Source organism: Porphyrobacter sp. MBR-155, from assembly GCF_040547625.1.
GTDB lineage: Bacteria > Pseudomonadota > Alphaproteobacteria > Sphingomonadales > Sphingomonadaceae > Erythrobacter.
The window spans coordinates 33,689-57,365 of the sequence record NZ_JBEPQB010000005.1 but is presented as its reverse complement, the minus strand read 5'-3'; the positions used below and the strand labels follow the sequence as shown (position 1 = coordinate 57,365).

18 protein-coding genes and 1 tRNA gene are annotated in these 23,677 nt (G+C 63.1%); 13 read left to right on the top strand and 6 right to left on the bottom strand.

The genetic code is table 11. The features are described 5' to 3' along the window. Window positions 1–53: 53 nt before the first annotated feature. Window positions 54–905 (top strand): acetyl-CoA carboxylase, carboxyltransferase subunit beta, encoded by an 852-nt coding sequence (gene accD / locus ABIE62_RS06660; RefSeq protein WP_354324611.1) that lies wholly within the window; start codon window positions 54–56, stop codon window positions 903–905. 96 nt (window positions 906–1,001) lie between these two features. After that, a complete protein-coding gene (locus ABIE62_RS06655) occupies window positions 1,002–2,252 on the top strand; it encodes a bifunctional folylpolyglutamate synthase/dihydrofolate synthase (protein ID WP_354324610.1) in 1,251 nt (416 codons plus the stop codon). A gap of 3 nt (window positions 2,253–2,255) precedes the next feature. Here the strand turns inward: ABIE62_RS06655 and ABIE62_RS06650 are convergent, their stop codons facing one another. Beyond that, a complete protein-coding gene (locus ABIE62_RS06650) occupies window positions 2,256–3,674 on the bottom strand; it encodes an AmpG family muropeptide MFS transporter (RefSeq protein ID WP_354324608.1) in 1,419 nt (472 codons plus the stop codon). A 70-nt stretch (window positions 3,675–3,744) separates the two neighbouring features. Between ABIE62_RS06650 and ABIE62_RS06645 the strand changes: the two genes are divergently transcribed. The 4 genes from ABIE62_RS06645 to ABIE62_RS06630 all read left to right on the top strand — a co-directional run bounded on the left by ABIE62_RS06645 (window position 3,745) and on the right by ABIE62_RS06630 (window position 8,950). Then, a complete protein-coding gene (locus ABIE62_RS06645; RefSeq protein WP_354324606.1) occupies window positions 3,745–4,905 on the top strand; it encodes an aromatic ring-hydroxylating oxygenase subunit alpha in 1,161 nt (386 codons plus the stop codon). Window positions 4,906–4,923: 18 nt separating this feature from the next. Continuing rightward, window positions 4,924–6,018 carry a pseudouridine synthase gene (locus tag ABIE62_RS06640; protein WP_354324605.1) on the top strand — a complete coding sequence of 365 codons (1,095 nt, stop codon included), beginning with the start codon at window positions 4,924–4,926 and terminating at the stop codon, window positions 6,016–6,018. Then, window positions 6,015–6,569 carry a 16S rRNA (guanine(966)-N(2))-methyltransferase RsmD gene (rsmD, locus tag ABIE62_RS06635; protein WP_354324603.1) on the top strand — a complete coding sequence of 185 codons (555 nt, stop codon included), beginning with the start codon at window positions 6,015–6,017 and terminating at the stop codon, window positions 6,567–6,569. Before ABIE62_RS06640 ends, rsmD begins: the two co-directional genes overlap by 4 nt. 74 nt (window positions 6,570–6,643) lie before the next feature. Beyond that, complete coding sequence (locus ABIE62_RS06630; RefSeq protein WP_354324601.1) at window positions 6,644–8,950, top strand: ATP-dependent helicase; 2,307 nt, start codon at window positions 6,644–6,646, stop codon at window positions 8,948–8,950. A 4-nt stretch (window positions 8,951–8,954) separates the two neighbouring features. Here the strand turns inward: ABIE62_RS06630 and ABIE62_RS06625 are convergent, their stop codons facing one another. The 3 genes from ABIE62_RS06625 to ABIE62_RS06615 form a co-directional block, all read right to left on the bottom strand. Continuing rightward, window positions 8,955–9,524 (bottom strand): hypothetical protein, encoded by a 570-nt coding sequence (locus ABIE62_RS06625; RefSeq protein ID WP_354324599.1) that lies wholly within the window; start codon window positions 9,522–9,524, stop codon window positions 8,955–8,957. A 7-nt stretch (window positions 9,525–9,531) separates the two neighbouring features. After that, window positions 9,532–10,989 (bottom strand): DEAD/DEAH box helicase, encoded by a 1,458-nt coding sequence (locus ABIE62_RS06620; RefSeq protein ID WP_354324598.1) that lies wholly within the window; start codon window positions 10,987–10,989, stop codon window positions 9,532–9,534. 145 nt (window positions 10,990–11,134) lie between these two features. Further along, window positions 11,135–11,737 carry a hypothetical protein gene (locus ABIE62_RS06615; RefSeq protein ID WP_354324596.1) on the bottom strand — a complete coding sequence of 201 codons (603 nt, stop codon included), beginning with the start codon at window positions 11,735–11,737 and terminating at the stop codon, window positions 11,135–11,137. Window positions 11,738–11,878: 141 nt separating this feature from the next. On the opposite strand from ABIE62_RS06615, the gene ABIE62_RS06610 reads away from it, so the two are divergent. Further along, a complete protein-coding gene (locus ABIE62_RS06610; protein WP_354324595.1) occupies window positions 11,879–13,348 on the top strand; it encodes an FAD-binding oxidoreductase in 1,470 nt (489 codons plus the stop codon). 111 nt (window positions 13,349–13,459) lie between these two features. Beyond that, window positions 13,460–14,254 (top strand): SapC family protein, encoded by a 795-nt coding sequence (locus ABIE62_RS06605; RefSeq protein ID WP_354324594.1) that lies wholly within the window; start codon window positions 13,460–13,462, stop codon window positions 14,252–14,254. A 93-nt stretch (window positions 14,255–14,347) separates the two neighbouring features. Here the strand turns inward: ABIE62_RS06605 and ABIE62_RS06600 are convergent, their stop codons facing one another. Further along, the gene (locus ABIE62_RS06600) at window positions 14,348–15,334 is read right to left on the bottom strand and encodes an N-formylglutamate amidohydrolase (RefSeq protein ID WP_354324593.1); all 987 of its coding nucleotides are present in this window, start codon (window positions 15,332–15,334) and stop codon (window positions 14,348–14,350) included. 137 nt (window positions 15,335–15,471) lie between these two features. Between ABIE62_RS06600 and cpdR the strand changes: the two genes are divergently transcribed. The 5 genes from cpdR to ABIE62_RS06575 all read left to right on the top strand — a co-directional run bounded on the left by cpdR (window position 15,472) and on the right by ABIE62_RS06575 (window position 20,898). Further along, window positions 15,472–15,861: a cell cycle two-component system response regulator CpdR gene (cpdR, locus tag ABIE62_RS06595; RefSeq protein WP_354324591.1), complete on the top strand. Its 390-nt coding sequence runs from the start codon at window positions 15,472–15,474 to the stop codon at window positions 15,859–15,861. A 91-nt stretch (window positions 15,862–15,952) separates the two neighbouring features. Then, window positions 15,953–16,027: transfer RNA gene (locus ABIE62_RS06590), tRNA-Val, on the top strand. A 202-nt stretch (window positions 16,028–16,229) separates the two neighbouring features. After that, window positions 16,230–17,453 carry an NADP-dependent isocitrate dehydrogenase gene (locus ABIE62_RS06585; RefSeq protein WP_354324590.1) on the top strand — a complete coding sequence of 408 codons (1,224 nt, stop codon included), beginning with the start codon at window positions 16,230–16,232 and terminating at the stop codon, window positions 17,451–17,453. Window positions 17,454–17,472: 19 nt separating this feature from the next. Beyond that, on the top strand, window positions 17,473–19,065 hold the full coding sequence (locus ABIE62_RS06580) for a GNAT family N-acetyltransferase (protein ID WP_354324588.1): 1,593 nt from the start codon (window positions 17,473–17,475) through the stop codon (window positions 19,063–19,065). Between the two features lie 66 nt (window positions 19,066–19,131). Next, the gene (locus tag ABIE62_RS06575; protein WP_354324586.1) at window positions 19,132–20,898 is read left to right on the top strand and encodes a cation:proton antiporter domain-containing protein; all 1,767 of its coding nucleotides are present in this window, start codon (window positions 19,132–19,134) and stop codon (window positions 20,896–20,898) included. On the opposite strand, the gene alaS is transcribed toward ABIE62_RS06575, so the two are convergent. Beyond that, window positions 20,895–23,564 (bottom strand): alanine--tRNA ligase, encoded by a 2,670-nt coding sequence (gene alaS, locus ABIE62_RS06570; protein ID WP_354324584.1) that lies wholly within the window; start codon window positions 23,562–23,564, stop codon window positions 20,895–20,897. The two genes, ABIE62_RS06575 and alaS, sit on opposite strands and share 4 nt — an antisense overlap. Between the last annotated feature and the right edge of the window lie 113 nt (window positions 23,565–23,677).

Genomic DNA, 23,677 nt, shown 5'->3' with positions numbered 1-23,677 from the left:
GATTGCTTCGCCTACGGCTCGCAATGACGACCAAAAGAGTTTAGGACACCCCCATGAACTGGTTCACCCGCGTCCGCAATTCGCTCGGCTTTTCGTCGGGGAAGAAAACCACAGAGAAGGATCTGTGGATCAAGTGCCCATCCTGCCAGGAAATGTTGTTCGTGGCAGAGTATGAGGACAACCTCTCTGTCTGCCCGAAATGCGAACATCACGGGCGGATCGGCGCGGATGCGCGGCTGGCGCTGCTGATGGATCCGGGGTTCGAGGTGCTGCCTCTGCCGAAAGTCACCGAAGACCCGTTGCAGTTCAAGGACACCAAGAAATACACTGATCGGCTGAAGGCCGCGCGCGCCGCCAATCCGCATGATGATGCCTTCGTGGTCGGCTCCGGCACCATCGAAACCCGCCCCGCCGTGGTCGGCGTACAGGATTTCAGCTTCATGGGCGGATCAATGGGCATGGCCGTGGGCCAGGCGTTCTGCGAAGGCGCGCAAAAGGCGCTCGATCGCGGCTGCGCTTACATTGTGGTGACGGCGGCGGGCGGGGCGCGGATGCAGGAGGGGATCCTGTCGCTGATGCAAATGCCGCGCGCGACCGTGATGACCCGGCGGCTGAAGGCGGCGGGCGTGCCCTATATCGTGGTTTTGACCGATCCGACCACCGGCGGCGTGACTGCAAGTTACGCGATGCTTGGCGACATTCACATTGCCGAACCGGGCGCGCTGATCGGGTTTGCGGGCCAGCGGGTGATTCAGGACACGATCCGCGAACAATTGCCCGAAGGTTTCCAGCGTGCCGAATATCTGCACAAGCATGGCATGGTCGACATGGTGGTGCCGCGCCGCGATCTGAAAGCGACGCTGGCGCAAGTGCTGGATTATCTGCAACCGGTGAAGGCGGCGTAATGTTCAACGTCACCCCAGCGAAAGCTGGGGTCCGAGGCTTCGTGCGCGGCGCTCGCCGCTTGAGACCCCAGCTTCCGCTGGGGTGACGAGGTGGGGATGAAAGACTTCGGCACCTCGTCTGACCCCGGCGTTCAGGCGCAATTGGATCGGCTCGCGCGGCTCAGCCTGCCGCAGGGGCGGCTTGGCCTCGACACCATCCGTGCGATGATGGAGCAGCTCGGCAATCCCCATCGCAAACTGCCGCCAGTGTTCCACGTCGCAGGCACCAACGGCAAGGGTTCGACCTGCGCGTTTCTGCGGGCGATGCTGGAGGCGCAAGGCTACCGCGTCCACGTCACCACCTCGCCCCATCTGGTGCGCTATAATGAACGCATCAGGCTGGCGGGGGAGCTGATTTCCGACGCAGCACTGGCGGCGGTGCTTGAGGAGGTGCTTGATGCCAGTGAACAAGGGGGCGAAGGCTTCGGCCCCAGCTTTTTCGAAGTTACCATCGCCGCCGCCTTCCTCGCCTTTGCCCGCACGCCTGCGGACGCCTGCGTGGTCGAAGTAGGGATGGGCGGGCGGTTCGATGCGACCAACGTGCTCGAACCAGACGCGCTCGCCGCCTCCGGGATTGCAGCCCTCGGCCTCGATCACGAACGCTTCCTGCTCGCGCCCGAAGATGGCGTGCCGCACGAACCAATGGCGCGGATCGCGTTTGAAAAGGCGGGGATTGCTAAGGCTGGCGTGCCGCTGGCGACGATTGGCCAGCCGGAAGTTGAAATGGCAGCGATCCGCGCAGTGGCGGCGGGCGTGGGTGCGCCAGTGATTATCGCGCGCAGTGCCCCTGACGTGCCGCTCGCGCTTCCCGGCGCGCACCAGCGGGTGAACGCCGGATTGGCCGTAGCAATGCTGCGCGCGCAAACCGCATTGCCAGTATCGGACGCGGCGATGGCTGCGGGATTGGCGGGAGCGCGCTGGCCCGCGCGGATGCAGCACCTTGGCCCCGGCCCGCTCACCGGCGGACGCGAAGTGTGGCTCGATGGCGGGCACAACCCTCAGGCAGGCGCGATGCTCGGCGCGCATTTCGCTGGTCAACGCCTGCATCTGGTAGTCGGGATGATCGAGAGTAAAGACCCCGGCGCGCTCACCACCCCGCTCGGCCCGATGCTCGCCAGTATCACCGCAGTGCCGGTGCCGGGGCACGATTGGCACCCGGCAACAGCGTTTGGCCCACAGGCACGCCCTGCGTCAGACCTGACGACCGCCTTGGCTGCTATCCCCGATGATGGCCTGCCAGTGCTGATCGCCGGATCACTCTACCTCGCGGGCGAGGCGCTGCTGTTGAATGATGAGGTGCCAGACTAGACGCTACTCTGCCGGACTCACGCCCGGTTTCGCGTTGACTGCTTCGGGCGGGTCACTGCTTTCACCGTCACCAGTCTGGCGTACACTTTCCACCACGAAGCCCTTGCGCCACAGCATCCACAACAGCAGCATCCCCGGCGCAGCAATTACCACCGTAAATGTCCAGAACCCCACCCAGCCGAGGTTTTCGGCGAGATAGCCCGACGGCGTCGCCAACCATGTTCGCCCAACCGCTGCAAAACTTGAAAGCAGCGCAAACTGGGTCGCCGTGTAAGCGAGGTTCGACAAGCCCGAAAGATAGGTCACGAACACCGTCAGCCCGATCCCGCTCGTCAGGTTCTCAGTCCCCACTGCAATCGCCAGCATCAGCGGCGAATGGCCGACAATCGCCAGAACCACGAACAGGAAGTTCGACAACATCATCAACAAACCCGATATGAGCAGCGCGCGGCCCATCCCCAGCCAGGCGATAAATGGCCCACCCAGCGCCGATCCGACGATCAGCGCGCCGAAGCCTACGAATTTGTTGATGGTGATGAATTCGGTATCGCTGAAGCCCAGCTCAACGATCATCGGGTTGAGCATTCCCTGCCCCATCGCATCGCCAACCTTGTAGATCAGCACAAACAGCAGTATCAGCGCCGCTCCCTTGCGGCCCAGAAATTCGCGGAACGGGTTGACCACGGTTTCAGTGAGCCAGTTGAAAAAGCTCTGCCCGGCAGCGCGCGCCGCGTTCGGATCGAACCGCCCTGCCCCGGCCCACAACGCGCCCAATATCGCGGGCAGGACAAGAAAGCTGGTAACGCCGTAAGCCATCGCCCAGCCGATATCATAGCCTTCAGTCGAGGCGAGGTAGATGGTACCTGCGCCTGCCAGCAGATTGCCGGTGCGATAACCGAACTGGTTCATCGCCGTGCCGTGGGCCATTTCCTCGTCCGACAGGATCTCGATCCGGTAGGCGTCGATCACGATGTCTTGCGTTGCCGACAGGAACGCGACGACAATCGCCCACACTGCAAACATGCCGATATTGTCGTTGGTGGGGTTGCTGGTGCCAAGCTGCCACAGCGCCAGAACCAGCGCGACCTGAACCACAAACAGCCACGCGCGCCGCTGCCCCAGCCAGTTGGTTAGGATAGGAATGGGGGTCTTGTCGACCAGCGGTGCCCACAGGAATTTGAGCGTGTAGGGCGTTGTCAGCCCGATCGCGAACCCGATGGTCGATTTATCAATCCCGACTTTGGACAGCCAGAACGTCATCGTGCCCAGCAGCAAGGTCAGCGGAAAGCCCGACGAAATGCCAAGCAGAAACGCCACAAACGGCATCTTGCGACGATAGGGCGCGAACGCCGGAACAAGGTAAGCCAGAGCAACGACCGCAGCGATCACCCCGAACAGAATTGCGGTATCCCAGTCGATCATCCACTGTATCCTTTTGCGTCACCCGATTGTCTGGCACACTAGGCTTGGGAATGAGGATGAGAAAAGAGCGATGAACGCAGCAACAACAGATATGCCCAGCTTGCGACCAACGCCGGGGCAATTGGCGCTGGCCGAGGCGATTCGCGAAGGACGCGCCAAGGTGGCGGGCGGCATTCAGCAGGTGCCTGCCAGCAATTACACCTGCCCCGATCACTTCGCGCGCGAAAAATCTGCGCTGTTCGACCGCCTGCCGCAAGTGCTCGCGCCGTCGGCATTGCTGCCCGATCCGGGCATGGCGGTGCCGCATGATGCCACCGGACGCCCGCTGCTGATCACCCGCGATGCGCAGGGCGCAGCGCACGTGTTCCTTAATGTCTGCCGCCACCGGGGCACCCGGCTGGTTGAAGGCAGCGAAACGGTGTGCGCCAAGCGGTTGGTGTGCCCCTATCACGCCTGGACGTACCGGCTTGATGGCGGGCTGCTGGCACTGCCCCGCCCCGATACCTTCCCCGGCATGGACAAGAGCGAATACGGCCTTGTCGAACTGCCCAGCCTTGAGGCCGGTGGGCTGATCTGGTTTGCGCCGCAGAATGGCGCGGATTTCAGCGACGCCGCCGCGCTGGGCGAAGACTTGAAGGCTTTCGGCCTGCCGCAAGCTTACATGTTCCGGCGCAAGCTTCACACGGTGCGCGGCAACTGGAAGCTGATCATGGATGCCTTCCTTGAAAGCTACCACGTTACCCGCCTGCACGCGGCCACCATCGGCCCGTTCTTCAAGGACGGAATCACCGCAGGCGACCAGATCGGCCCGCATCAACGCTCGGCCGTGGGGCGGCTGGAGGAAATGGAAGGCGTCGATCTCAGCGATATGGCGGCGCTGCGCCGGGTGGTGACCTTCGCCTATCAACTCCTGCCCGCCACCGTGATCGTCCCCAGCCCCGACTACGTCAATGTGATGGTGCTGATGCCGCAGGCGCATGACCTGACGCTGGTCGAAGATTTCATGCTGATCCCCGAAGCGCCCGCCACCGACAAGGCGCGCGACCATTGGGAACGCAGCTGGAACCTGCTCGACGGCGGGGTGTTTGCCAGCGAAGATTTCCGCGCTGCCGAACTCGGCCAGCAAGGGCTGCAATCGGGCGCGATTGATCACCTCACGCTTGGCACGCTGGAAGGTGGGATTGCGCGCTTCGATCAGATCGTGAGCGAAGCCTTGCGGGCAGCCAATTGAGCGCGTAGCGCCGCGCCTATGCCAACCGCTCCCCCCCGCTCCGAAAACCGTCCCGAAGGGGAACGTATTGCCAAACTGCTCGCCCGCGCAGGCGTTGCCAGCCGCCGCGAGATTGAGCGGATGATTGCCGAAGGACGCGTGGCACTGGATGGCAGGGTGCTTGATACCCCGGCAACAATCCTCGCCAGCCTGCGCGGCGTGACGGTGGATGGCAACCCGGTTGCCGCAGCCGAAGCCACACGGTTGTTCGCGTTTCACAAACCAACCGGGTTAATCACGGCCGAGCGCGATCTGGCGGGCCGCCCGACGATTTACACCGCGCTGCGCAATGCCCTGCCCACCGGGACGCCGCGACTGATGCCGGTCGGCCGGCTCGATCTCAACACCGAAGGACTGCTGCTGCTGACCAATGATGGCGGGCTGAAACGCACGATGGAGTTGCCCGCCACCAAAGTGCCGCGCACCTACCGCGCCCGCGCGTTCGGCGAAATCCAGCAGAGCCAGCTTGAAGACCTGATCGAAGGCGTGGAGATTGACGGGGTGCGCTATGGTTCGATCGACGCGAACCTTGAACGCGGAACGGGCCGCAATGTGTGGGTCGAAATGACCATCACCGAAGGCAAGAACCGCGAAGTGCGCCGGGTGCTCGAATATCTCGGCCTCAAGGTCAACCGCCTGATCCGCACTGGCTATGGCCCGTTCAACCTCGGCGATCTGCCGCGCGGGCAGGCGGTGGAACTGACCGGCAAGCCAGTGGCGCGGTTCCTATCTGAAATGACGGGCGAGCCGATCCCGCGCGGCGGGGTGAAGAAAGCGGACAAGGTAGAGATTGCCGCACCGTCCAAGCCTCCGCGCGCCCCGCGCCCACCTGCTCGCAAGGCTGCGCCGCCCGCGCGCCCTGCCCCGCATAAGGGCGCAGATGGCCCACATTCGGCGCGCAAACCGGCTGATGCCGCCAATGCCGTGCCGCCGCGCAAGGGCCGTGCTGGCCCGGTCGCCGCCCCGCGCAAAGACAGCGCTGGCGCTGGTACGCCGCGACCGCCCGCGCGCTCGCCATCGCGCAAACGTCCGCCCGCCACGCGCGGCAACACCCCGCGCGGGCCGCGCAAGTGAGGATTATCGCGGGCGCATGGCGCGGTCGCAAGCTGGTCGCACCCAAGGGCGATGCCACCCGCCCGACCGCTGACCGGATGCGCGAAACGCTGTTTTCGATGCTCACCAGCCGCCTCGGTAGTTTTGAAGGGTTGCAGGTGGCCGATCTGTTTGCAGGGTCGGGCGCGCTCGGGCTGGAGGCATTGTCGCGCGGCGCGGCCACCTGCCTGTTTGTCGAACAGGATCGCGCGGCAGTGGAGGCGATCCGCGCCAATATCACCGCGCTTGGGGCGCGCGATCAGGCGCGGGTGGAGACAGGATCGGCAACGCAGCTGCGCGCCGCCACCGCGCCGCTCGACCTGATCCTCGTCGATCCCCCCTACCATTCGGGCGCAGGCGAGGTCGCGCTCGACCGGCTGCTGCGGCTCGGCTGGATCGGTGCGCAAACGTGGATCTCGCTGGAGACAGCCTTCAACGAAGACCCCAAAATCAACGGACTGGCGATCGAGGCCGAACGACGGGTCGGCAAGAGCAAGCTAAGCCTGCTCAGACTGGCAGCTGCGACTGGCTGAGGTGGCCCGACGATAAGCACGATGCCGTGGCTTGCCCCGCAGGCAATTGTTCCCTACTTGTTCACGTTAGTGCGATGACCAACACCCTGCCCTCTCCTGCGCCTGCGCGCGATACTGTTCCGGCCTATGCCGCGCAGTTGAACGCGCCGCAGCGCGCCGCCGTTCTGGCAACCGAAGGCCCGGTGCTGATGTTGGCGGGTGCGGGCACGGGCAAGACGGCAGCGCTGACCGCACGGCTGGCGCATCTGGTGGCGACCCGGCGGGCCTATCCCAGCCAGATCCTGTGTGTCACCTTCACCAACAAGGCTGCGCGCGAAATGCGTGAACGGGTGGCGCATCACCTTGGCCCCGGTGCGGAAGGCATCCCGTGGCTGGGCACCTTCCATTCGATCTGCGCCAAGATGCTGCGCCGCCATGCCGAATTGGCAGGGTTGCACAGCAATTACACCATCATCGACACCGATGATCAGATCCGGCTGCTCAAACAGCTGATCGCGCAGGCTGACCTTGACGAAAAACGCTGGCCTGCGCGCCAACTGGCGGGGTTGATTGATCGCTGGAAGAACAGAGGGCTGAACCCGCAAGACCTCGATGCGGTCGAGAACGAGGCTTACGCCAATGGCCAGGGTGCGGCGCTTTATGCGCGTTATCAGGCGCGGCTGAAGGAATTGAATGCTTGCGATTTCGGCGACCTGATGCTGCATATGCTCAACATCCTGCGTAACCATCACGATATCCTCGCCGATTATCAGCGCCGGTTCCGATACATCATGGTGGACGAATATCAGGACACCAACGCCGTGCAGTATCTGTGGCTGCGGCTGCTGGCACAGGAACACAAGAACATCTGCGTGGTGGGGGATGATGACCAGTCGATCTATTCATGGCGCGGCGCAGAAGTCGCCAATATCCTGCGGTTTGAAAAGGATTTTCCCGGAACCCAGGTGATCCGGCTGGAACAGAATTACCGCTCCACCCCGCATATTCTCGGCGCGGCAGCGGGGCTGATCCGCGCGAACAGCCAGCGCCACGACAAGACGTTGTGGACGGAAGTGAACGGCGGCGACAAGGTCAAGGTGATCGGGGTTTGGGACGCGCCCGAAGAAGCGCGCCGGGTGGGCGAGGAGATCGAGCGGCTGGAACGCGAAGGCGCGGCGCTCAACGGCGTCGCCATTCTGGTGCGCGCGCAATACCAGACCCGCGAGTTTGAAGACCGCTTCATCCAGATCGGGGTGAATTACCGCATCATCGGCGGTTTCCGCTTTTACGAACGCGCCGAAATCCGCGATGCGCTCGCCTATCTGCGGCTGATCGCGCAGCCGCAGGATGACCTCGCGTTTGAACGCATCCATAACCAGCCCAAGCGTGGTTTGGGTGCCAAGGCGCTGGAGAAAATGCACAGCCACGCGCGCGCGATGAACCTGCCGCTGGCTGCTGCCGCATTGCAATTGGCCGACAGCGACGAACTGCCCGCGCGCGCTGCAAACACCATTGGCGCCTTGATGCGGCAATTCCTGCATTGGCGTGAGACGGCGGAGACGGTGACGCCCGCCGATCTGCTGCGGCTGGTGCTGGAGGAGAGCGGCTATAACGCCATGCTCGCCGCGGATCGCACCGCCGAAAGCGCCGGACGGGTGGAAAACCTCTCCGAACTCGCGCGCGCGATGGAGGATTACGAGACGCTCGGCGATTTCCTCGAACACATCAGCCTCGTCATGGATAATGACCGCGCCGATAGCGAGGAAACGGTGACGATCATGACGATCCACGCCGCCAAGGGGCTGGAATTCGACAATATCTTCTGCGTCGGCTGGGAAGAAGGCGTGTTCCCATCGCAGCGCGCGATTGACGAAGGCGGGCTGGCCAGCCTCGAAGAAGAACGCCGCCTCGCCTATGTCGCGATCACCCGCGCGCGGCGGCGCTGCGTGATCCTGCACGCCGCCAATCGCCGCATCTATGGCCAGTGGATCAGTTCTATCCCCAGCCGCTTCATCGAAGAACTGCCCGGCGAACATATTGATCAGGAAACCACGCTGACCGGCGGGGCAAGCCTGTGGCGCGCCAATTGGAGCGAGCAGGACGACCCCTTCGCCCACGTCGCACGTGACCGCCCCGACCGCGCCCAAACGCGCGGCCCCGGCTGGCAGCGGGCGTTGACGTCAGGGTATGATACCAAGCCTGCAAGGGTGCGCGAAAACACGCGTTCAGCAGCCAGCTTCGCCGCGCCCGCGCGGTCAGACATCGCGATTGGCGCAATGGTCAGCCATGCCAAATTCGGCACCGGCTGCGTGATCGATCAGGAGGGCAACAAGCTCACCATCCTGTTCGAGGATGCTGGCGAGAAGCGGGTGCTGGATTCGTTTGTGACGGTGGTGGGGTAAGCCCTCAGACAGGCCCATAGCGCGCGCCGCAAGGATGCTCACCAACTTTCGGATGATCGACGAAGTCCACCGAAAGCGCGATCAAACGTCGCTCAACATCGCTTTTTGCAGCGACGCTTGATTGCGCAAGAAGGTTACGAGCGGCAACAACGTCTTCGTCCGATAACTTGGCCGTGTGGATGCTACAGTGACTTGCCCCGGACCCATCTTGAGCGAAGTCAATCTCGTCCCCTACAAAATTGGCAAAATGGAAGCTCCGCTCGGAAATCGCGCTGCCTGGCAGCTTGGCGTAAAAGCTCACGGAAACCCATCGATCTGCCGCCAACGCCCAAGTCGCTCGGCCTGCCGGAAGCTTACGCTCCCAGCGCCAGTACAAACCGGAGCCTTTCCAGTTATGGGCCACCTTGGCGTCGCTCGGGACACCGTCAGGTTTCGGGATAAGGGGCGTGAGGTAAGGAACTAGATTACCGTAGAACGTAAACGGCCCGACGATCGGTGTGGCGATTGCAGCTAATACAATAAGAGCAACAGTGAGCTTGGTTCGCGTCGCCCATCGTCGCTTGCCAAAGGCCACGACGCTTCTACCCAAACCCCACATCCAGAAACCCCGGACGCGGGCCGTTCCATTCGCCTGCTGGCACCGGCGTGTCGTCTTCGTTGTTACGGCGCACGCGGGGTTGGCGGTCATCGGCGACGCGCTCGGTGGCTTGCGGGCGTTCGGCGCGAGCCCGGCGGGGCTTGGCCGGACGTTCTGCCGGTTCGGCGCTCTCTTCGCGCGGCGCGGGATCTTCACGCGGGGCGCTTTCAGCGCGTGGTGCACGGCGGGATTTGCGCGGCTCGCGTTCCTCACGCTCTTCGCGTTCAGGTGCATCGACCTTGGCATCTTCGGCCTTGGCAATCGCGGCGCTGAGATCAACGCGCACGTCGTCCTTGCCGAACACCTTGATCACGCTGCCGGTCAGCTTTTCGACATTGCTGATCGCTTCGGCGTCTTCTTCCGCAACGAAGGTGAAAGCCCGGCCCTTGGCCCCGGCGCGGCCGGTGCGGCCGATGCGGTGGACGTAATCATCGGGGTGCCACGGCGTGTCGTAATTGAACACGTGGGAGACGCCTTTGATGTCGAGCCCGCGCGCGGCGACGTCGGACGCAACGAGGATGTTGACCTCGCCGGCCTTGAAGCGGTCAAGCTCCTTGATCCTGCTCGACTGATCCATGTCGCCGTGAATTTCGCTCGACCGGAAGCCGAAGCGGGTCAGGCTCTGGTTGAGTTCGCGCACGGTGGTCTTGCGGTTGGCAAAGATGATCGCGGTTTCGACCAGGTCGTTTTCGAGGAACCAGCGCAGGGTATCTTTCTTCGACCGCGATTTCACCGGCACCTTGAAGGCGGTAATATCAGCGTTGGTCGAAGCCGCGCGGCTCACCTCGATCCGCTTGGGATTGGTGAGAAACTTCTTTGACAGCTTTTCAATCGGCGGCGGCATGGTGGCCGAAAACAGCATCGTCTGGCGCGTTTCGGGCAGCTTGGAACAAATGAATTCGATGTCGGGGATGAACCCCATGTCTAGCATCCGGTCGGCCTCGTCGATCACCAGCAGTTCGCAGCCATTGAGCATGATCTTGCCGCGTTCAAACAGATCCATCAGCCGGCCCGGCGTCGCAATCAGCACATCGACCCCTTCCGACAGCGCCTTCAACTGATCGCCCATCTGCACGCCGCCGATCAGCAACGCCATTTTGAGATCGTGGTTCTTGCCGTATTTCTCGAAATTCTCGGCCACCTGCGCGGCGAGTTCACGGGTCGGTTCAAGGATCAGCGAACGCGGCATCAGCGCGCGGCGGCGGCCCGCGGCCATCACATCGATCATCGGCAGCACGAAGCTGGCGGTCTTGCCGGTGCCGGTCTGGGCAATGCCGATCAGGTCGCGCATCATCAATACGGTGGGGATAGCCTGCGCCTGAATGGCAGTTGGCGTGGTATAGCCTGCGTCTTCGACGGCTTTGAGCAATTCAGGCGAGAGGCCGAGATCGGCGAATGTCATGCGGTAGGTGGTGTCCGAAAATAGCGGGCAGGGTTGCTGCCGGGATTGCTGGCCCTGAGGCGCAGTATGGCGCAATCAGGTTGGCGCGCCCTTCTCGCAAATACTCGCAAAAGTCAAGAAATCGTGCGCTTGGGACGCAATTCGGTCAGTTGCGCACTTCCACCAACTGGCGCATCGCCTCGACTTCGCAGCGTGCGCCGGTGCGCGATTGCAACTTGTCGCGATCAACGCACAGCCGCCCATCCTCGTTTTTCTCGACGTAAAAGCCGGAGTAGAAATCGCGCGCGCGGCACGATTTTTCAAGGTTGACCGAGATCATCCGCTGATCGCGCAGGAACAGCACCAGGCGATTGCCGCTGCCAGTCTGCACCCCGGCGATGCCTTCCAGCGCAACGCATTTTTCCTTGCGCCGTTCCTCGAAACGGGGGCCAAGGTCGCGCTGCGGGAGCTGGGCGAGCAGGTTCTGACGGGCGGCAGGCCCCTGCGGAGCGATCCGCACCACCACGCGCTGTTCGATCCGCACCTGCCCCGCGGTGGCGCTGGCGCGAAACGCCGTCAGTGGATTGGCCAGTTCCGGTTCGCCCTGCATGGGCGCGGCGTCGCATTGCGGTGCAGACAGGGCGGGAACTGCGTCCGCCTGATCAGCCAAACCGGCTGCCCCCGCCATCACCGGCAGCATCAGCGCCAACGGCGCCGTAAAGGCAAACAGGCCGTGCATGATGCGGAAATATCTCTCCTTGGAGGACACGGGTCGCGGCGGAAAACAGCATCCGGCGCATGAAAACCACGCTCTGCCTTAGCGGCAAGAATTGAACCGCGGCTTAACTGCCTGCCAGCTTTGCCCGAAACTGGTGGCATATTCGCGTCCAGCTGTGGCATGGAGGCCACAATGACGCACCTCGCCGCACCGCCCGCCCCTTCGCCAACCTCCGAAGCGTTTCTTTCGGAGGCCGCCGCACTGCTCGGCCCGCGCGGGCTGACCACCGATCCTGATCGGATGGATGCGTGGCTGACCGATTGGCGCGGACGCTATACCGGGCGGGCGCTGGCGCTGGCCTCTCCTGCCACTACGGCTGAGGTTGCGGCGCTGGTCAGGCTGTGCGCCGCGCACTGCGTGCCGATTGTTCCGCAGGGCGGCAATAGCGGCATGGCGGGCGGAGCGACCCCGGATGCCAGCGGCACCGCGCTGTTGCTGTCGCTGCGGCGCATGGACGCGATCCGCGCGCTTGATACCGAGGCAGGGCAAGTGCTGTGCGAGGCGGGCGTTATCCTGCAACATCTGCACGAAGCGGCCGAGGCGGCGGGGATGCGTTTTCCCCTGACGCTCGGCGGTAAAGGGTCGGCAACCATCGGCGGGCTGGTGTCGACCAACGCGGGCGGCACGCAGGTGCTGCGCCACGGCACGATCCGCGCGCAGGTGCTGGGGCTGGAAGCGGTGCTGGCGAATGGTGACGTGCTCGATACCCTGACCCCCCTGAAAAAAGACAATCGCGGGTTCGATCTGAAGCAGTTGTTGATCGGTTCGGAGGGCACGCTGGGGATCGTGACGGCGGCGACCTTGCGGCTGCTACCGGCCGCGATCGGGCGGGCAACGGCCTGGGTCGGGCTTGGCGGAATTGTCGAGGCGCGCACGCTGCTGCGCCAGATGGAGCGCGCGCTGGGCGATGCGCTGGAAGGTTTTGAAGTGGTGCCTGTGCATTGCCTCGATAGCGTGCTGGCGCATCTACCCGCCGCGCGCGCGCCCTTGGCAGAACGGCACGATTGGAACGCCTTGATCGAATGCGTTTCGGCCACCCGCGACAGCGGCGCATTGCGCGAGGCGATGGAGGCTGGCCTCTCCACCGCACTGGAAGATGGCCTGATTGCCGACGCCGTGATCGCCGCGAATGACACGCAGGCGGAAGATTTCTGGACTTTGCGCGATTCGATTTCAGCCGCTGAACGCGCAATTGGCCCGGCGATGCAGCACGATATTTCGGTGCCGGTCGAGAAAATGCCCGAGTTTATCCTTGCCGCATCCCCCGCCATCGAAACCGCTTTTCCCAGCACTCGCGCGGTTGCGTTTGGGCATCTGGGCGATGGTAATGTCCACTTCCACGTGCTCGCCCCCCAAGGTGCGGAGCGCGGCGTGTGGGAGGAGGCCGACGGCAAGGCGGTCAGTGCGGCAGTCCATGATCTGGTCAGTCAATGGGGCGGATCAATCAGCGCCGAACACGGGATCGGGCAGATGAAGGTTGATGAACTCGCCCGGCTACACGATCCCGCAGCGTTGGCGCTGATGCAGCGGATCAAGGCCGCGCTTGACCCTGACAATCTGCTCAATCCGGGGAAACTCTTGCGCCTCGAACCACACAGTTGATCCTCGCGGGTTGCGCGTCGGGCAGCAAACGCCTAAGCGCCGCGCTTTCGGCGGGGGGTTGCCTTCCCGCCGAGGGGATTTTTACCACCGCTTTTTTCCGGAGACGACGTCATGGCCAGCGCGCCGCAACCGCAACTTCCGTTGTTCTACAAAGACCTTCTGCCGCTCAACAGCCGTGATCATGCGACCTGGAAGGCCGGGACGCTGGATAGCGCCGCCTATCTCGCGTCGACCCACGCGGTGCCGCTGACTTCGGACGAATTCGTCGATGCCCAGCGGCATTTCCCGATCGTATTTACCTCGGGCGAAAACCCGCTGCCGATCGCGCTGTTCGGCCTCAACGAAGGGGTGAACACCTTCGTCGGCGACGACATGAAGATCAACGAAGCGATCTACCTGCCTGCTTACGTCCGGCGCTATCCCTTTATCCTCGCCAAGTTGCAGCAGGGCGTGGAAGACATGTCGCTATGCTTTGACCCGACCGTTGGTGTGATTAGCGCGCGCGACGATGGCTTGGCGCTGTTTGATGATAAGGGTCAGCCGACCGAGTACATCCAAGGCGTGCTCGACTTTTGTCGCCGCTTCGAAGAAGCGGGGCAGCGCACCAAGCTGTTCATCGATGAACTGGCGAAGCTCGACATCCTGATGGACGGCGAAATCGCGATCACCCGCAATGACATGCCCGATAAGCCGTTCGTGTATCGCGGGTTCCGCATGGTTGATGAAAACAAACTGCGCGAACTGCCTGCCGCCAAGCTTGAAGAACTGTCGAAGAGCGGGCTGCTGATGCTGATTCACGCGCACCTGTTCTCGCTCAACCTGATGCGGACAATCTTTGAACGTCAGTTGGCGCAGGGCAAGGTGCCGATGCCAGAGGAAGGCGCTGCGGCTCCGTCGCTCAACTGATTTCTGGCGGAGCTGAAGCTCCGGCCCCAACATCGGAAAACGGGCAGGTCGGCAATCGCCCCCTGCCCGTTTTTTATGCGTGGCCAAGCGCGCTTATTCCGCCGCTTGCAGCAGCCCGTCACCGCCGCCGAGCAACGCAGCCTCAGCCCCAAGCTCGCGCACCAGATTGGCCAGCAGCGCCGCCATCGCGGGAAGCCCGGCACCGGGATCGGCCAGGTGCCGATCAAGATAGGCTGTGCGGCACACTTCGATCTGGATTGCGTGCACGCCGGAATGCGGCGCGCCATGACGGTCCAGTACATAACCGCCCGAATAGGGCCGGTTATGCGCAGCCAAACACCCCTCGCGCTCAAGCTTTGCAAGCGCACGGGCCATCAGGGTATTGTGGCACGAGGCCCCGAACCGGTCGCCCAGCACGATCACCGGCGCGCAGGCCTCCCCCTCCGCAGCGCGCAGCGGCGGCATCGAATGCAGGTCGACCAGCAAGGCGACGCCCCATTCGGCGCGAATCCGCGCCAGCTCTGCCGCCAGTGCCGCGTGATAGGCTTGATGGATTCCGCTAATCCGCTGAACAAGCTCATCCGCAGCCAGTCGTCCGCGCCATATCTCGCCCGATCCCGGCAGTCGGCGCGGCACCAGCCCCAGCCCGCTGCGCGAACGGCGGTTGCTTGCGTGCGGGGCCACCACATTGGCGCCCTGCGCCGGGCGGCCACCCTCGATCATGTCCCAATCAACATCATCCTCGGCCCGGTTGAGATCAATCAGCGCACGCGGTGCGTTAGCCACCAGCAGCGCAGCGCCTGTCGTCCGCGCGATTTCCACGCCAACCCGGTCGATAAAGCGATCCTCCAGCCGCAACTGCGCCAGCTCCGGATCGCGCATCCGCGCTACCACAGCAGGCGGATAGGCGCGGCCTGCGTGCGGCACGGCAATCAGCACCGGCAGGCGCAGGCGCGGCGGCGTGGTGAGCGTGAAGGCGGGCGCATCATTCAGCCCCGGCACGCAGCCCCCTGTCACCGGCACCCGCACATCGGCGCGGGCGAAGATCGGATCACGGGGCGTGCGGGAGGTTGGCGTCATTCCGCCAACCTTGCTGCCGCCTTTGCGCAGCGCTGTCAAAGCCTGATCGCACTTCGCTCGGCTGCCTGCGTGTCATTCCGAGTCAATTTGTCGCTGGCACAAAGATTTCTTAAGCCTGCGCTGCTAACCCACCTGACATGACATCGCCACGCACACCCCGCATCCTGCTTGCCGAAGATGAAGAGGCAATGCGCACCTATCTTGCGCGCGCGCTAACCAACGCCGGTTACGAAGTCAGCGCGGTGGATCGCGGCACCGAGGCCGTCCCGCTGCTGGAAACCGGCGATTATGATTTGCTGCTGTCCGACATCGTCATGCCCGAAATGGACGGGATCGAACTGGCGCAGCGTTGCGCGGAAATTTCCCCGCGCACCAAGGTGATGTTCATCACCGGGTTCGCCGCCGTATCGCTGCGCGCCAGCCGCGAACAGCCTGCGGCCAAGGTATTGTCCAAACCGTTCCACCTGCGCGATCTGGTGCTGGAAGTGGAGCGGGTGTTCGAGGAAGCGGGCGAGGCACGCGCTTAAGTCCACGCGGGGCATTCCCGAATCGCTTGCACCTTTTCCGGGCTTACGTTAAGGGCCGCCTCCGCCTCGACAGAGGCTGATCCGATGGTGCGGGCGTATAGCTCAGTGGTAGAGCACTATGTTGACATCGTAGGGGTCGCAAGTTCAATCCTTGCTACGCCCACCATCGGCCCGAACCGCAAATCACCCGCCGCTTCAGGCGGGTTTTTTGTGCGCTGCGCCCGCTCCATCACAACTTGCAAGCCAAAGACCGGTGCACTGCTTGCAAGCATCGCCTCCTCTGCTAAAGCCCGCGCAACATCTTACTCAGCTTTTCGTCGATCACACGCAGCCCGCGCAGACGGGTAAAGAAGGATAGGGCATCAGCCATGCAGAAAATCAAAGTCGCCAACCCCGTCGTTGAACTTGATGGGGACGAGATGACCCGCATCATCTGGCAATGGATTCGCGAACGGCTAATCCTGCCTTATCTCGACGTTGATCTGCACTATTACGACCTTTCGATCGAAAACCGCGACGCAACCGATGATCAGGTCACCATCGATTCCGCCAATGCGATCAAACAGCACGGCGTCGGCGTAAAATGCGCCACCATTACCCCTGATGAACAGCGGGTCGAAGAATTCAGCCTCAAGAAAATGTGGAAATCGCCCAACGGCACGATCCGCAACATTCTGGGCGGCGTGGTGTTCCGCGAACCAATCGTGATCGACAACGTGCCGCGGCTTGTGCCCGGCTGGACTGATCCGATCGTGGTCGGCCGCCATGCGTTCGGCGATCAGTACAAGGCCACCGACACGCTGATCCCCGGCCCCGGCAAGCTGCGGCTGGTGTTTGACGGCGATGATGGCACCAAAATCGACCTCGACGTGTTCGATTTCCCCAGCGCCGGTGTGGCGATGGCGATGTACAATCTTGACGATTCGATCCGAGATTTCGCCCGCGCCAGCTTCAATTACGGCCTCAACCTTGGTTGGCCGGTGTATCTGTCGACCAAGAACACCATCCTGAAAGCCTATGATGGCCGCTTCAAGGATCTGTTTCAGGAAGTGTTCGATACCGAAGGCTTCGCCGAACAGTTCAAGGCCAAGGGAATGGTCTACGAACACCGCCTGATCGACGACATGGTGGCTTCCGCGTTGAAGTGGAGCGGCAAGTTCGTGTGGGCGTGCAAGAACTATGATGGCGATGTGCAGTCGGACACCGTGGCGCAGGGCTTCGGATCGCTCGGCCTGATGACGTCTGTGCTGCTCAGCCCCGATGGCAAGACCGTCGAAGCCGAAGCCGCGCACGGCACCGTCACCCGCCATTACCGCCAGCACCAGCAGGGCAAGGCGACGTCGACCAACCCGATCGCCTCGATCTTCGCATGGACGCGCGGGCTGATGTATCGCGGAAAGTTCGATGGCACGCCCGATGTGGTGAAGTTCGCTGAAACGCTCGAACGCGTCTGCATTCAAACCGTGGAAAGCGGCCACATGACCAAGGATCTGGCGCTGCTGATCGGCCCGGGGCAAGCATGGCAGACCACCGAGCAGTTCTTCGAAACCATCGTGCAGAACCTCGAAAAGGAAATGGCCAGCCAGGCGTAGAACCCGGCTAGGGAGTATCATGGCAAGCCGATCAACCGCACGACTGGAAATCCGTCAGGCCAGACTCAAGGACGTGCGGGCGATCGGGGATCTCGTCCGCCGCGCCTATGATGATCTGCCCGCCTATACGCAGGGTGAAATTCGCGGGCAGATCAACAACTACCCCGAAGGCTGCTTTGTCGCGCTGTTCGATGGCGAGGTGGTCGGCTACTGCGCCTCGATGCGGCTGGATGAACGCGTCGCGCTGTCTGATCATACCTGGGATGAAGTCACCGGCAACGGGTTTGGCAGCCGCCACGATCCCACCGGCGATTGGCTTTACGGCTATGAACTCTGCGTCGATCCGGCGGTCCGCGGCACCCGGTTGGGGCGGCGGCTTTATGAAGAACGCCGCGCTCTGGCCGAACGGCTCGACCTGACTGGCATCGTGTTTGGCGGACGGATGCCCGGCTATGCCCGCGCCAAGCGCCGCAAGACCAATCGCGCCGAAACCCCGGAGCAATATCTGGAGCTGGTCACCCAGAGCAAGATTCACGACCCGGTGCTGCGGTTCCAGCTCGCCAACGGGTTCGAAGCGCAAGGCATACTTCCCAAATACCTGCCCGAGGACAAGGCCAGCCGCGGCAATGCTGTGCGGATGATCTGGCGCAATCCCTATGTGGATAGCGACGCCCCGCCCAAGCACCGTCTGCCGCGCGATGTGGAAAGCGTGCGGATCGCCACCTGCCAGCTGCAATCACGCGCGGTTTCGGGCTTCGATGAGTTCATGAAGCAGATCGAATATTTCGTCGATGTTGCCGCCGATTACGAGGCGGACTTCATCGTTTTTCCCGAAATGTTCACCGTCATGCTGCTGTCCGCCGAAGACCGCGAACTCACCCCGCTCGAAGCCATCGAAGCCTTGAGCGAATATACCCCGCGCATCCGCCAGCGATTGTCCGAAATGGCGCTGGCGTTCAACATCAACATCATCGGCGGTTCGCACCCAACCCGCATGGCCGATGGCGACATCCACAACGTCGCCTATGTTTGCCTGCGCGACGGATCAATTCACGCGCAGGAAAAGATCCACCCGACCCCCAACGAAGCCTATTGGTGGAACATCAAGGGCGGCGACAGCATTGACGCCATACCCACCGATTGCGGCCCCATCGGCGTGCTGATCTGTTACGACAGCGAATTTCCCGAACTCGCCCGGCGGTTGGTGGACGAAGGCGCAAGGATCATCTTCGTGCCGTTCTGTACCGACAGCCGCCAGGGCTATATGCGGGTGCGCTATTGTGCGCAGGCGCGCGCGATTGAAAATCAATGTTATGTCGTGATGAGCGGCAATGTCGGCAACCTGCCCAATGTCGCCAATATGGACATTCAATACGCGCAAAGCTGCATCCTCACCCCGTGCGATTTCCCCTTCGCGCGCGACGGGATCGCCGCCGAAGCATCCGAAAATGTCGAAACGCTGACGATCAGTGACGTCAACCTTGCCGACCTCAGCTGGGCGCGGGCCGAAGGCACAGTGCAAAACCTCGCCGACCGCCGGTTTGATCTTTACCGGATCGAATGGGACAAGCGGGTGGGCAATATCTCCGACCCGCTGGGGGAACAGAGCTAACCACAATATCCCGCATTGCAGCACAGGATGGATGACAGCAGCACTGCCGCGCGGTAAGCGCATAAGGTGGCTGGCGAACTCGCACCTTCCCCTTTCCTGTCAGACGCGCTGGTAATCCTTGGCGCGGCGGGAATCGTGATTCCGGTGTTTGCCCGGTTCCGCATCACCCCGATCATCGGTTTTATTGTGATCGGCGTGCTGGTCGGCCCGTTCGGGCTTGGTTCGCTGGTTGAGCGAATACCCTGGCTTACCCACATCACCATCACCAATCCCGAAGCGCTAACCCCGTTTGCCGATTTCGGCATCGTGCTGTTGCTGTTCGCCATCGGGCTGGAATTGTCGTTCAACCGCCTGTGGCAATTGCGCAAGCTGGTGTTCGGACTGGGCGCGCTGGAATTGCTGATTATCGGTTCGGCGCTGGCCACATTTCTGGGGTTCGCGGGGTTGCTCGATTGGACCGGCGCGCTGGCGCTCGGCTTTGCGCTGGCGTTCTCCTCTACCGCGATCGTGTTGCCGATTTCAGGCACCCGCACCCCGGTGGGCCGCGCCGCGCTGTCGATGCTGTTGTTCGAAGATATCATGATCGTGCCGATCATCTTCATCCTCGGCGCGCTCGCCCCCAATGCCCAAGGCGAAGGCTGGGCGGGACTCGCCGATACCCTGTGGAAAGGCGGCTTGGTGATCGCGGTGCTGCTGGTGGTTGGCCGCGTGGCGCTGCCCCGGCTGTTCGCTCAGGCGGCGCGCACCAAAAGCCCTGAATTGTTCCTCGCCGCATCCTTGCTGGTGGTGATCGGGGCGAGTCTGGCGACCGCCATCGTCGGCCTTTCGCCCATCGTCGGCGCGCTGATTGCCGGGCTGCTGATTGCCGAGACGGAATATCACACCGAAGTCGAACTGATCATGGAGCCGTTCAAGGGCTTGGCGCTGGGCATATTCCTGATCACCATTGGCATGAGCATCGATCTGGTCGCGATTGGCGCGCAGCTGGGAACGGTCGCGCTGGCGGTGGTCGGCGTGCTGGTGTTCAAGGCGCTGGTCACCGGCATCCTGCTGCGGCTGATGGGCGCGCGGCGCGGGACTGCGGCGGAAACCGGCGTGTTGATGGCCTCGCCATCCGAAACCACGCTGATCGTGCTGGCCGCAGCGACCAGCGCGCTAGTGGTCGATTTTGAGACCGCACAATTCTGGCAGACCGTCACAGCCATCGGGCTGACCGTTACCCCGCTACTGGCCAAGCTGGGCAAGGTCGTCGCGCGCCGGGTTGATAGCGTGGCAGAACATACTGCGGTCAGCGACAGTGATGAACCATGCACCATCATCGTTGGCGGAGGCCGCGTCGGGCGGTTGATCGCCGATATGCTGGAAGCTCACGATCGGCCCTACGTGATGATCGATACGGATCCCGATCTGATCGACCGGGCCAAGCGCGACGGATATTGCGCAACCTTTGGCGATGCCGCGCGCGGCGATGCGCTGACAAGGCTGGGCGTGGAAACCGCGCCCGCCGTGGTATTGACGATGGACGAGCCGGTGCTGGCGCAGCGGTTGGTGGCCAAGCTGCGCGATGCCTATCCCGATCTGCTGATCGTCGCCCGCGCGCGTGACACCGATCACGCCGCCGCCATGTATCGTGCAGGTGCGAGCCATGCTGTGCCCGAAACGCTGGAAAGCTCGCTCCAGCTATCCGAAGCCGTGCTGGTGGATATCGGGGTGGCTATGGGCCCGGTAATCGCCTCAATCCACGCCAAACGCGACGAATTCCGCGAGCAGCTGGAACGTGACGGCGGGCTCAGCGAAAAGCCAAAATTGCGAACGACCAGCGTCGAGGCTTAATCGGCGGGCACCGCCGCCAGCACCGCCTTCACCGCTGCCAAAGCTTCTGCCGCCTTATCGCCGTCCGGGCCGCCGCCCTGCGCCATATCGGGCCGGCCGCCGCCGCCCTTGCCGCCGAGTGCCGCAACCCCTGCGCGCACCAGATCGACCGCGCTGAACCGCGCCGTCAGATCATCGGTCACAGCGGCCGCAATACTGGCCTTGCCGTCATTGACCGCGATCACAGCCGCCACGCCTGAACCAAGCTGTTGCTTGGCCGCATCGAGCAGCGGGCGCAGTTCTTTCGGATCAAGCCCTTCGAGCACTTGGCCGCTAAACTTGACCCCGGCGACATCCTCATCAGCGTTTGCCGCCGCGGCGCCCGAACCGCCGCCGCCCAGCGCCAGCGCTTTCTTCGCCTCAGCCAGCTCCTTTTCGAGCCGTTTGCGTTCGTCCATCAGCGCGGTGATCCGCGCAGGGACGTCTTCGGGTGTCGCGCGGATGACGCTGGCCGCCGCCTTCAACGCTTCCTCGCGCGCCACGAGCCAGGCCCGTGCCGCCTCCCCGGTCAAGGCTTCGATCCGGCGCACGCCTGATGACACCGCGCTTTCCGAAACGATCCGGAACACGCCAATATCGCCGGTGGCGCGCACATGGGTGCCGCCGCACAATTCAACCGAGTAGCTGCGCCCGCCCTGCCCGGCGCGGCCCATCGACAGCACCCGCACTTCGTCGCCATATTTCTCGCCAAACAACGCCAGCGCGCCCGCTTCGACCGCATCATCGGGGGTCATCAGCCGGGTGGAAACCTGTTCGTTGGCGCGGATTTCGGCGTTCACCTCGGCTTCGACTGCCGCAATGTCATCGGGCGTGAGCGGTGCCGGATGCGAGAAATCGAACCGCAAGCGCTCCTCGGCAACCATGCTGCCTTTCTGCGTCACGTGCCCGCCGAGCCGATTGCGCAAGGCCGCGTGGACGAGGTGTGTGGCCGAATGGTTGGCGCGGATACGGTCACGGCGCGCGGTATCGACCTTGAGTTCGACCGTGTCACCAACCGCCACACCGCCTGCGTCAATCCGCACCTGATGCGCGTGCAACCGGCCGAGCGGCTTGGACGTTTCGGTGACGGTGGCCTTGAGGCCCGCAACATTGGCCATCGCACCAGCGTCGCCGGTCTGCCCGCCGCTTTCGCCATAAAACGGGGTCTGGTTGGTGAGGATCACCACCTCATCGCCCGCGCTCGCGGCCTGCACCTCGGCCCCGCCCTTGACGATGGCAACCACGCGGCCTTCACCGCTGGTGGCGGCATAGCCGGTGAATTCGGTCGCGCCTTCGCGTTCGGCGATGTCGAACCACACCTCGCCCGATGCGGCATCGCCGCTGCCCTTCCACGCGGCGCGAGCGGCGGCTTTCTGACGCGCCATCGCGGTGTCGAACCCTGCGCGGTCAACCCCGATCCCGCGCGCGCGCAAGGCGTCCTCGGTAAGATCATAAGGGAAGCCGAAAGTGTCGTAGAGGCGGAAGGCGATTTCGCCGTCAAGCTCGCCGCCAGTGGTCATGTCTCCGGTAGCTTCATCGAGCAATTTCAGACCCTTGTCGAGCGTGCGGCGGAACTGCGTTTCTTCGCGTTCTAGCACTTCTTCGATCAGCGCCTGCCCGCGGCTGAGTTCAGGATAGGCCTGCCCCATTTCCGCAACCAGCGCAGGCACGAGCCGGTGCATCAGCGGCTCGGACGCGCCCAGCAGATGCGCGTGACGCATGGCGCGGCGCATGATCCGGCGCAGCACATATCCGCGCCCCTCGTTGGATGGCAGCACCCCGTCGGCCATCAGGAAACTGGTCGAGCGCAGGTGATCGGCGATCACGCGGTGGCTGGCCGCCTGCTCACCCGCTGCGGCGACATTGGTGAGGTTTTCCGACGCCGCAATCAGCGCCTTGAAGGTGTCGGTATCGTAGTTGTCATGCACGCCCTGAAGGACCGCGGCGATACGTTCGATCCCCATGCCGGTATCGATCGAAGGCTTGGGCAGATCGCGGCGCGAACCATCAATCTGCTGTTCGTATTGCATAAATACGAGGTTCCAGATCTCAACAAAGCGGTCACCGTCTTCATCGGGGCTGCCGGGAGGGCCGCCAAAGATGTGGTCGCCGTGATCGTAGAAAATTTCGGAACATGGCCCGCAGGGGCCAGTGTCGCCCATCGACCAGAAATTGTCATTGGTGCTGATGCGGATGATGCGGTCGTCTGGCAGCCCGGCGATGCGTTTCCACAGCGCGTGGGCATCTTCATCGGTGTGGTAAACGGTGACGGTCAGCTTGTCTTTGGAAAGGCCCCATTCGCGCGTGAGCAGCGTCCAGGCGTGGGCGATCGCCTCTTCCTTGAAATAGTCGCCGAACGAGAAATTTCCCAGCATTTCGAAGAAGGTATGGTGACGCGCGGTATAGCCGACATTGTCGAGATCATTGTGCTTGCCCCCGGCCCGCACGCATTTCTGCGAGGATGCGGCGCGCGGAGATGGCGGGGTTTCGAGCCCGGTGAACACGTTCTTGAACGGCACCATCCCGGCGTTGACGAACATCAACGTCGGATCATTATACGGCACCAACGGCGCAGACGGGGTCGCGGTGTGGCCGGCCTTGGCGAAATAATCGAGGAAGGAGCGGCGGATGTCGTTCGTCGAGGTCATGGCCGTGCAGTTAGGCAATGCGCGCGCGTTACGCAATGGAGCGCGGCATCGGGGAGCGTTGAGCGTTGCAGCCGTGTCACAGCGGAGACACGACAACGACGAAAATCGCAAGT

What these genes read in the sequence shown, in the direction of transcription:
- accD (WP_354324611.1), top strand. Translation starts at nt 54, where the DNA reads ATGAACTGGTTCACCCGCGTCCGCAATTCGCTCGGCTTTTCGTCGGGG.
- ABIE62_RS06655 (WP_354324610.1), top strand. Translation starts at nt 1,002, where the DNA reads ATGAAAGACTTCGGCACCTCGTCTGACCCCGGCGTTCAGGCGCAATTG.
- ABIE62_RS06650 (WP_354324608.1), bottom strand. Translation starts at nt 3,674, where the DNA reads ATGATCGACTGGGATACCGCAATTCTGTTCGGGGTGATCGCTGCGGTC.
- ABIE62_RS06645 (WP_354324606.1), top strand. Translation starts at nt 3,745, where the DNA reads ATGAACGCAGCAACAACAGATATGCCCAGCTTGCGACCAACGCCGGGG.
- ABIE62_RS06640 (WP_354324605.1), top strand. Translation starts at nt 4,924, where the DNA reads ATGCCAACCGCTCCCCCCCGCTCCGAAAACCGTCCCGAAGGGGAACGT.
- ABIE62_RS06630 (WP_354324601.1), top strand. Translation starts at nt 6,644, where the DNA reads ATGACCAACACCCTGCCCTCTCCTGCGCCTGCGCGCGATACTGTTCCG.
- ABIE62_RS06620 (WP_354324598.1), bottom strand. Translation starts at nt 10,989, where the DNA reads ATGACATTCGCCGATCTCGGCCTCTCGCCTGAATTGCTCAAAGCCGTC.
- ABIE62_RS06610 (WP_354324595.1), top strand. Translation starts at nt 11,879, where the DNA reads ATGACGCACCTCGCCGCACCGCCCGCCCCTTCGCCAACCTCCGAAGCG.
- ABIE62_RS06605 (WP_354324594.1), top strand. Translation starts at nt 13,460, where the DNA reads ATGGCCAGCGCGCCGCAACCGCAACTTCCGTTGTTCTACAAAGACCTT.
- ABIE62_RS06600 (WP_354324593.1), bottom strand. Translation starts at nt 15,334, where the DNA reads ATGACGCCAACCTCCCGCACGCCCCGTGATCCGATCTTCGCCCGCGCC.
- cpdR (WP_354324591.1), top strand. Translation starts at nt 15,472, where the DNA reads ATGACATCGCCACGCACACCCCGCATCCTGCTTGCCGAAGATGAAGAG.
- ABIE62_RS06585 (WP_354324590.1), top strand. Translation starts at nt 16,230, where the DNA reads ATGCAGAAAATCAAAGTCGCCAACCCCGTCGTTGAACTTGATGGGGAC.
- ABIE62_RS06580 (WP_354324588.1), top strand. Translation starts at nt 17,473, where the DNA reads ATGGCAAGCCGATCAACCGCACGACTGGAAATCCGTCAGGCCAGACTC.
- alaS (WP_354324584.1), bottom strand. Translation starts at nt 23,564, where the DNA reads ATGACCTCGACGAACGACATCCGCCGCTCCTTCCTCGATTATTTCGCC.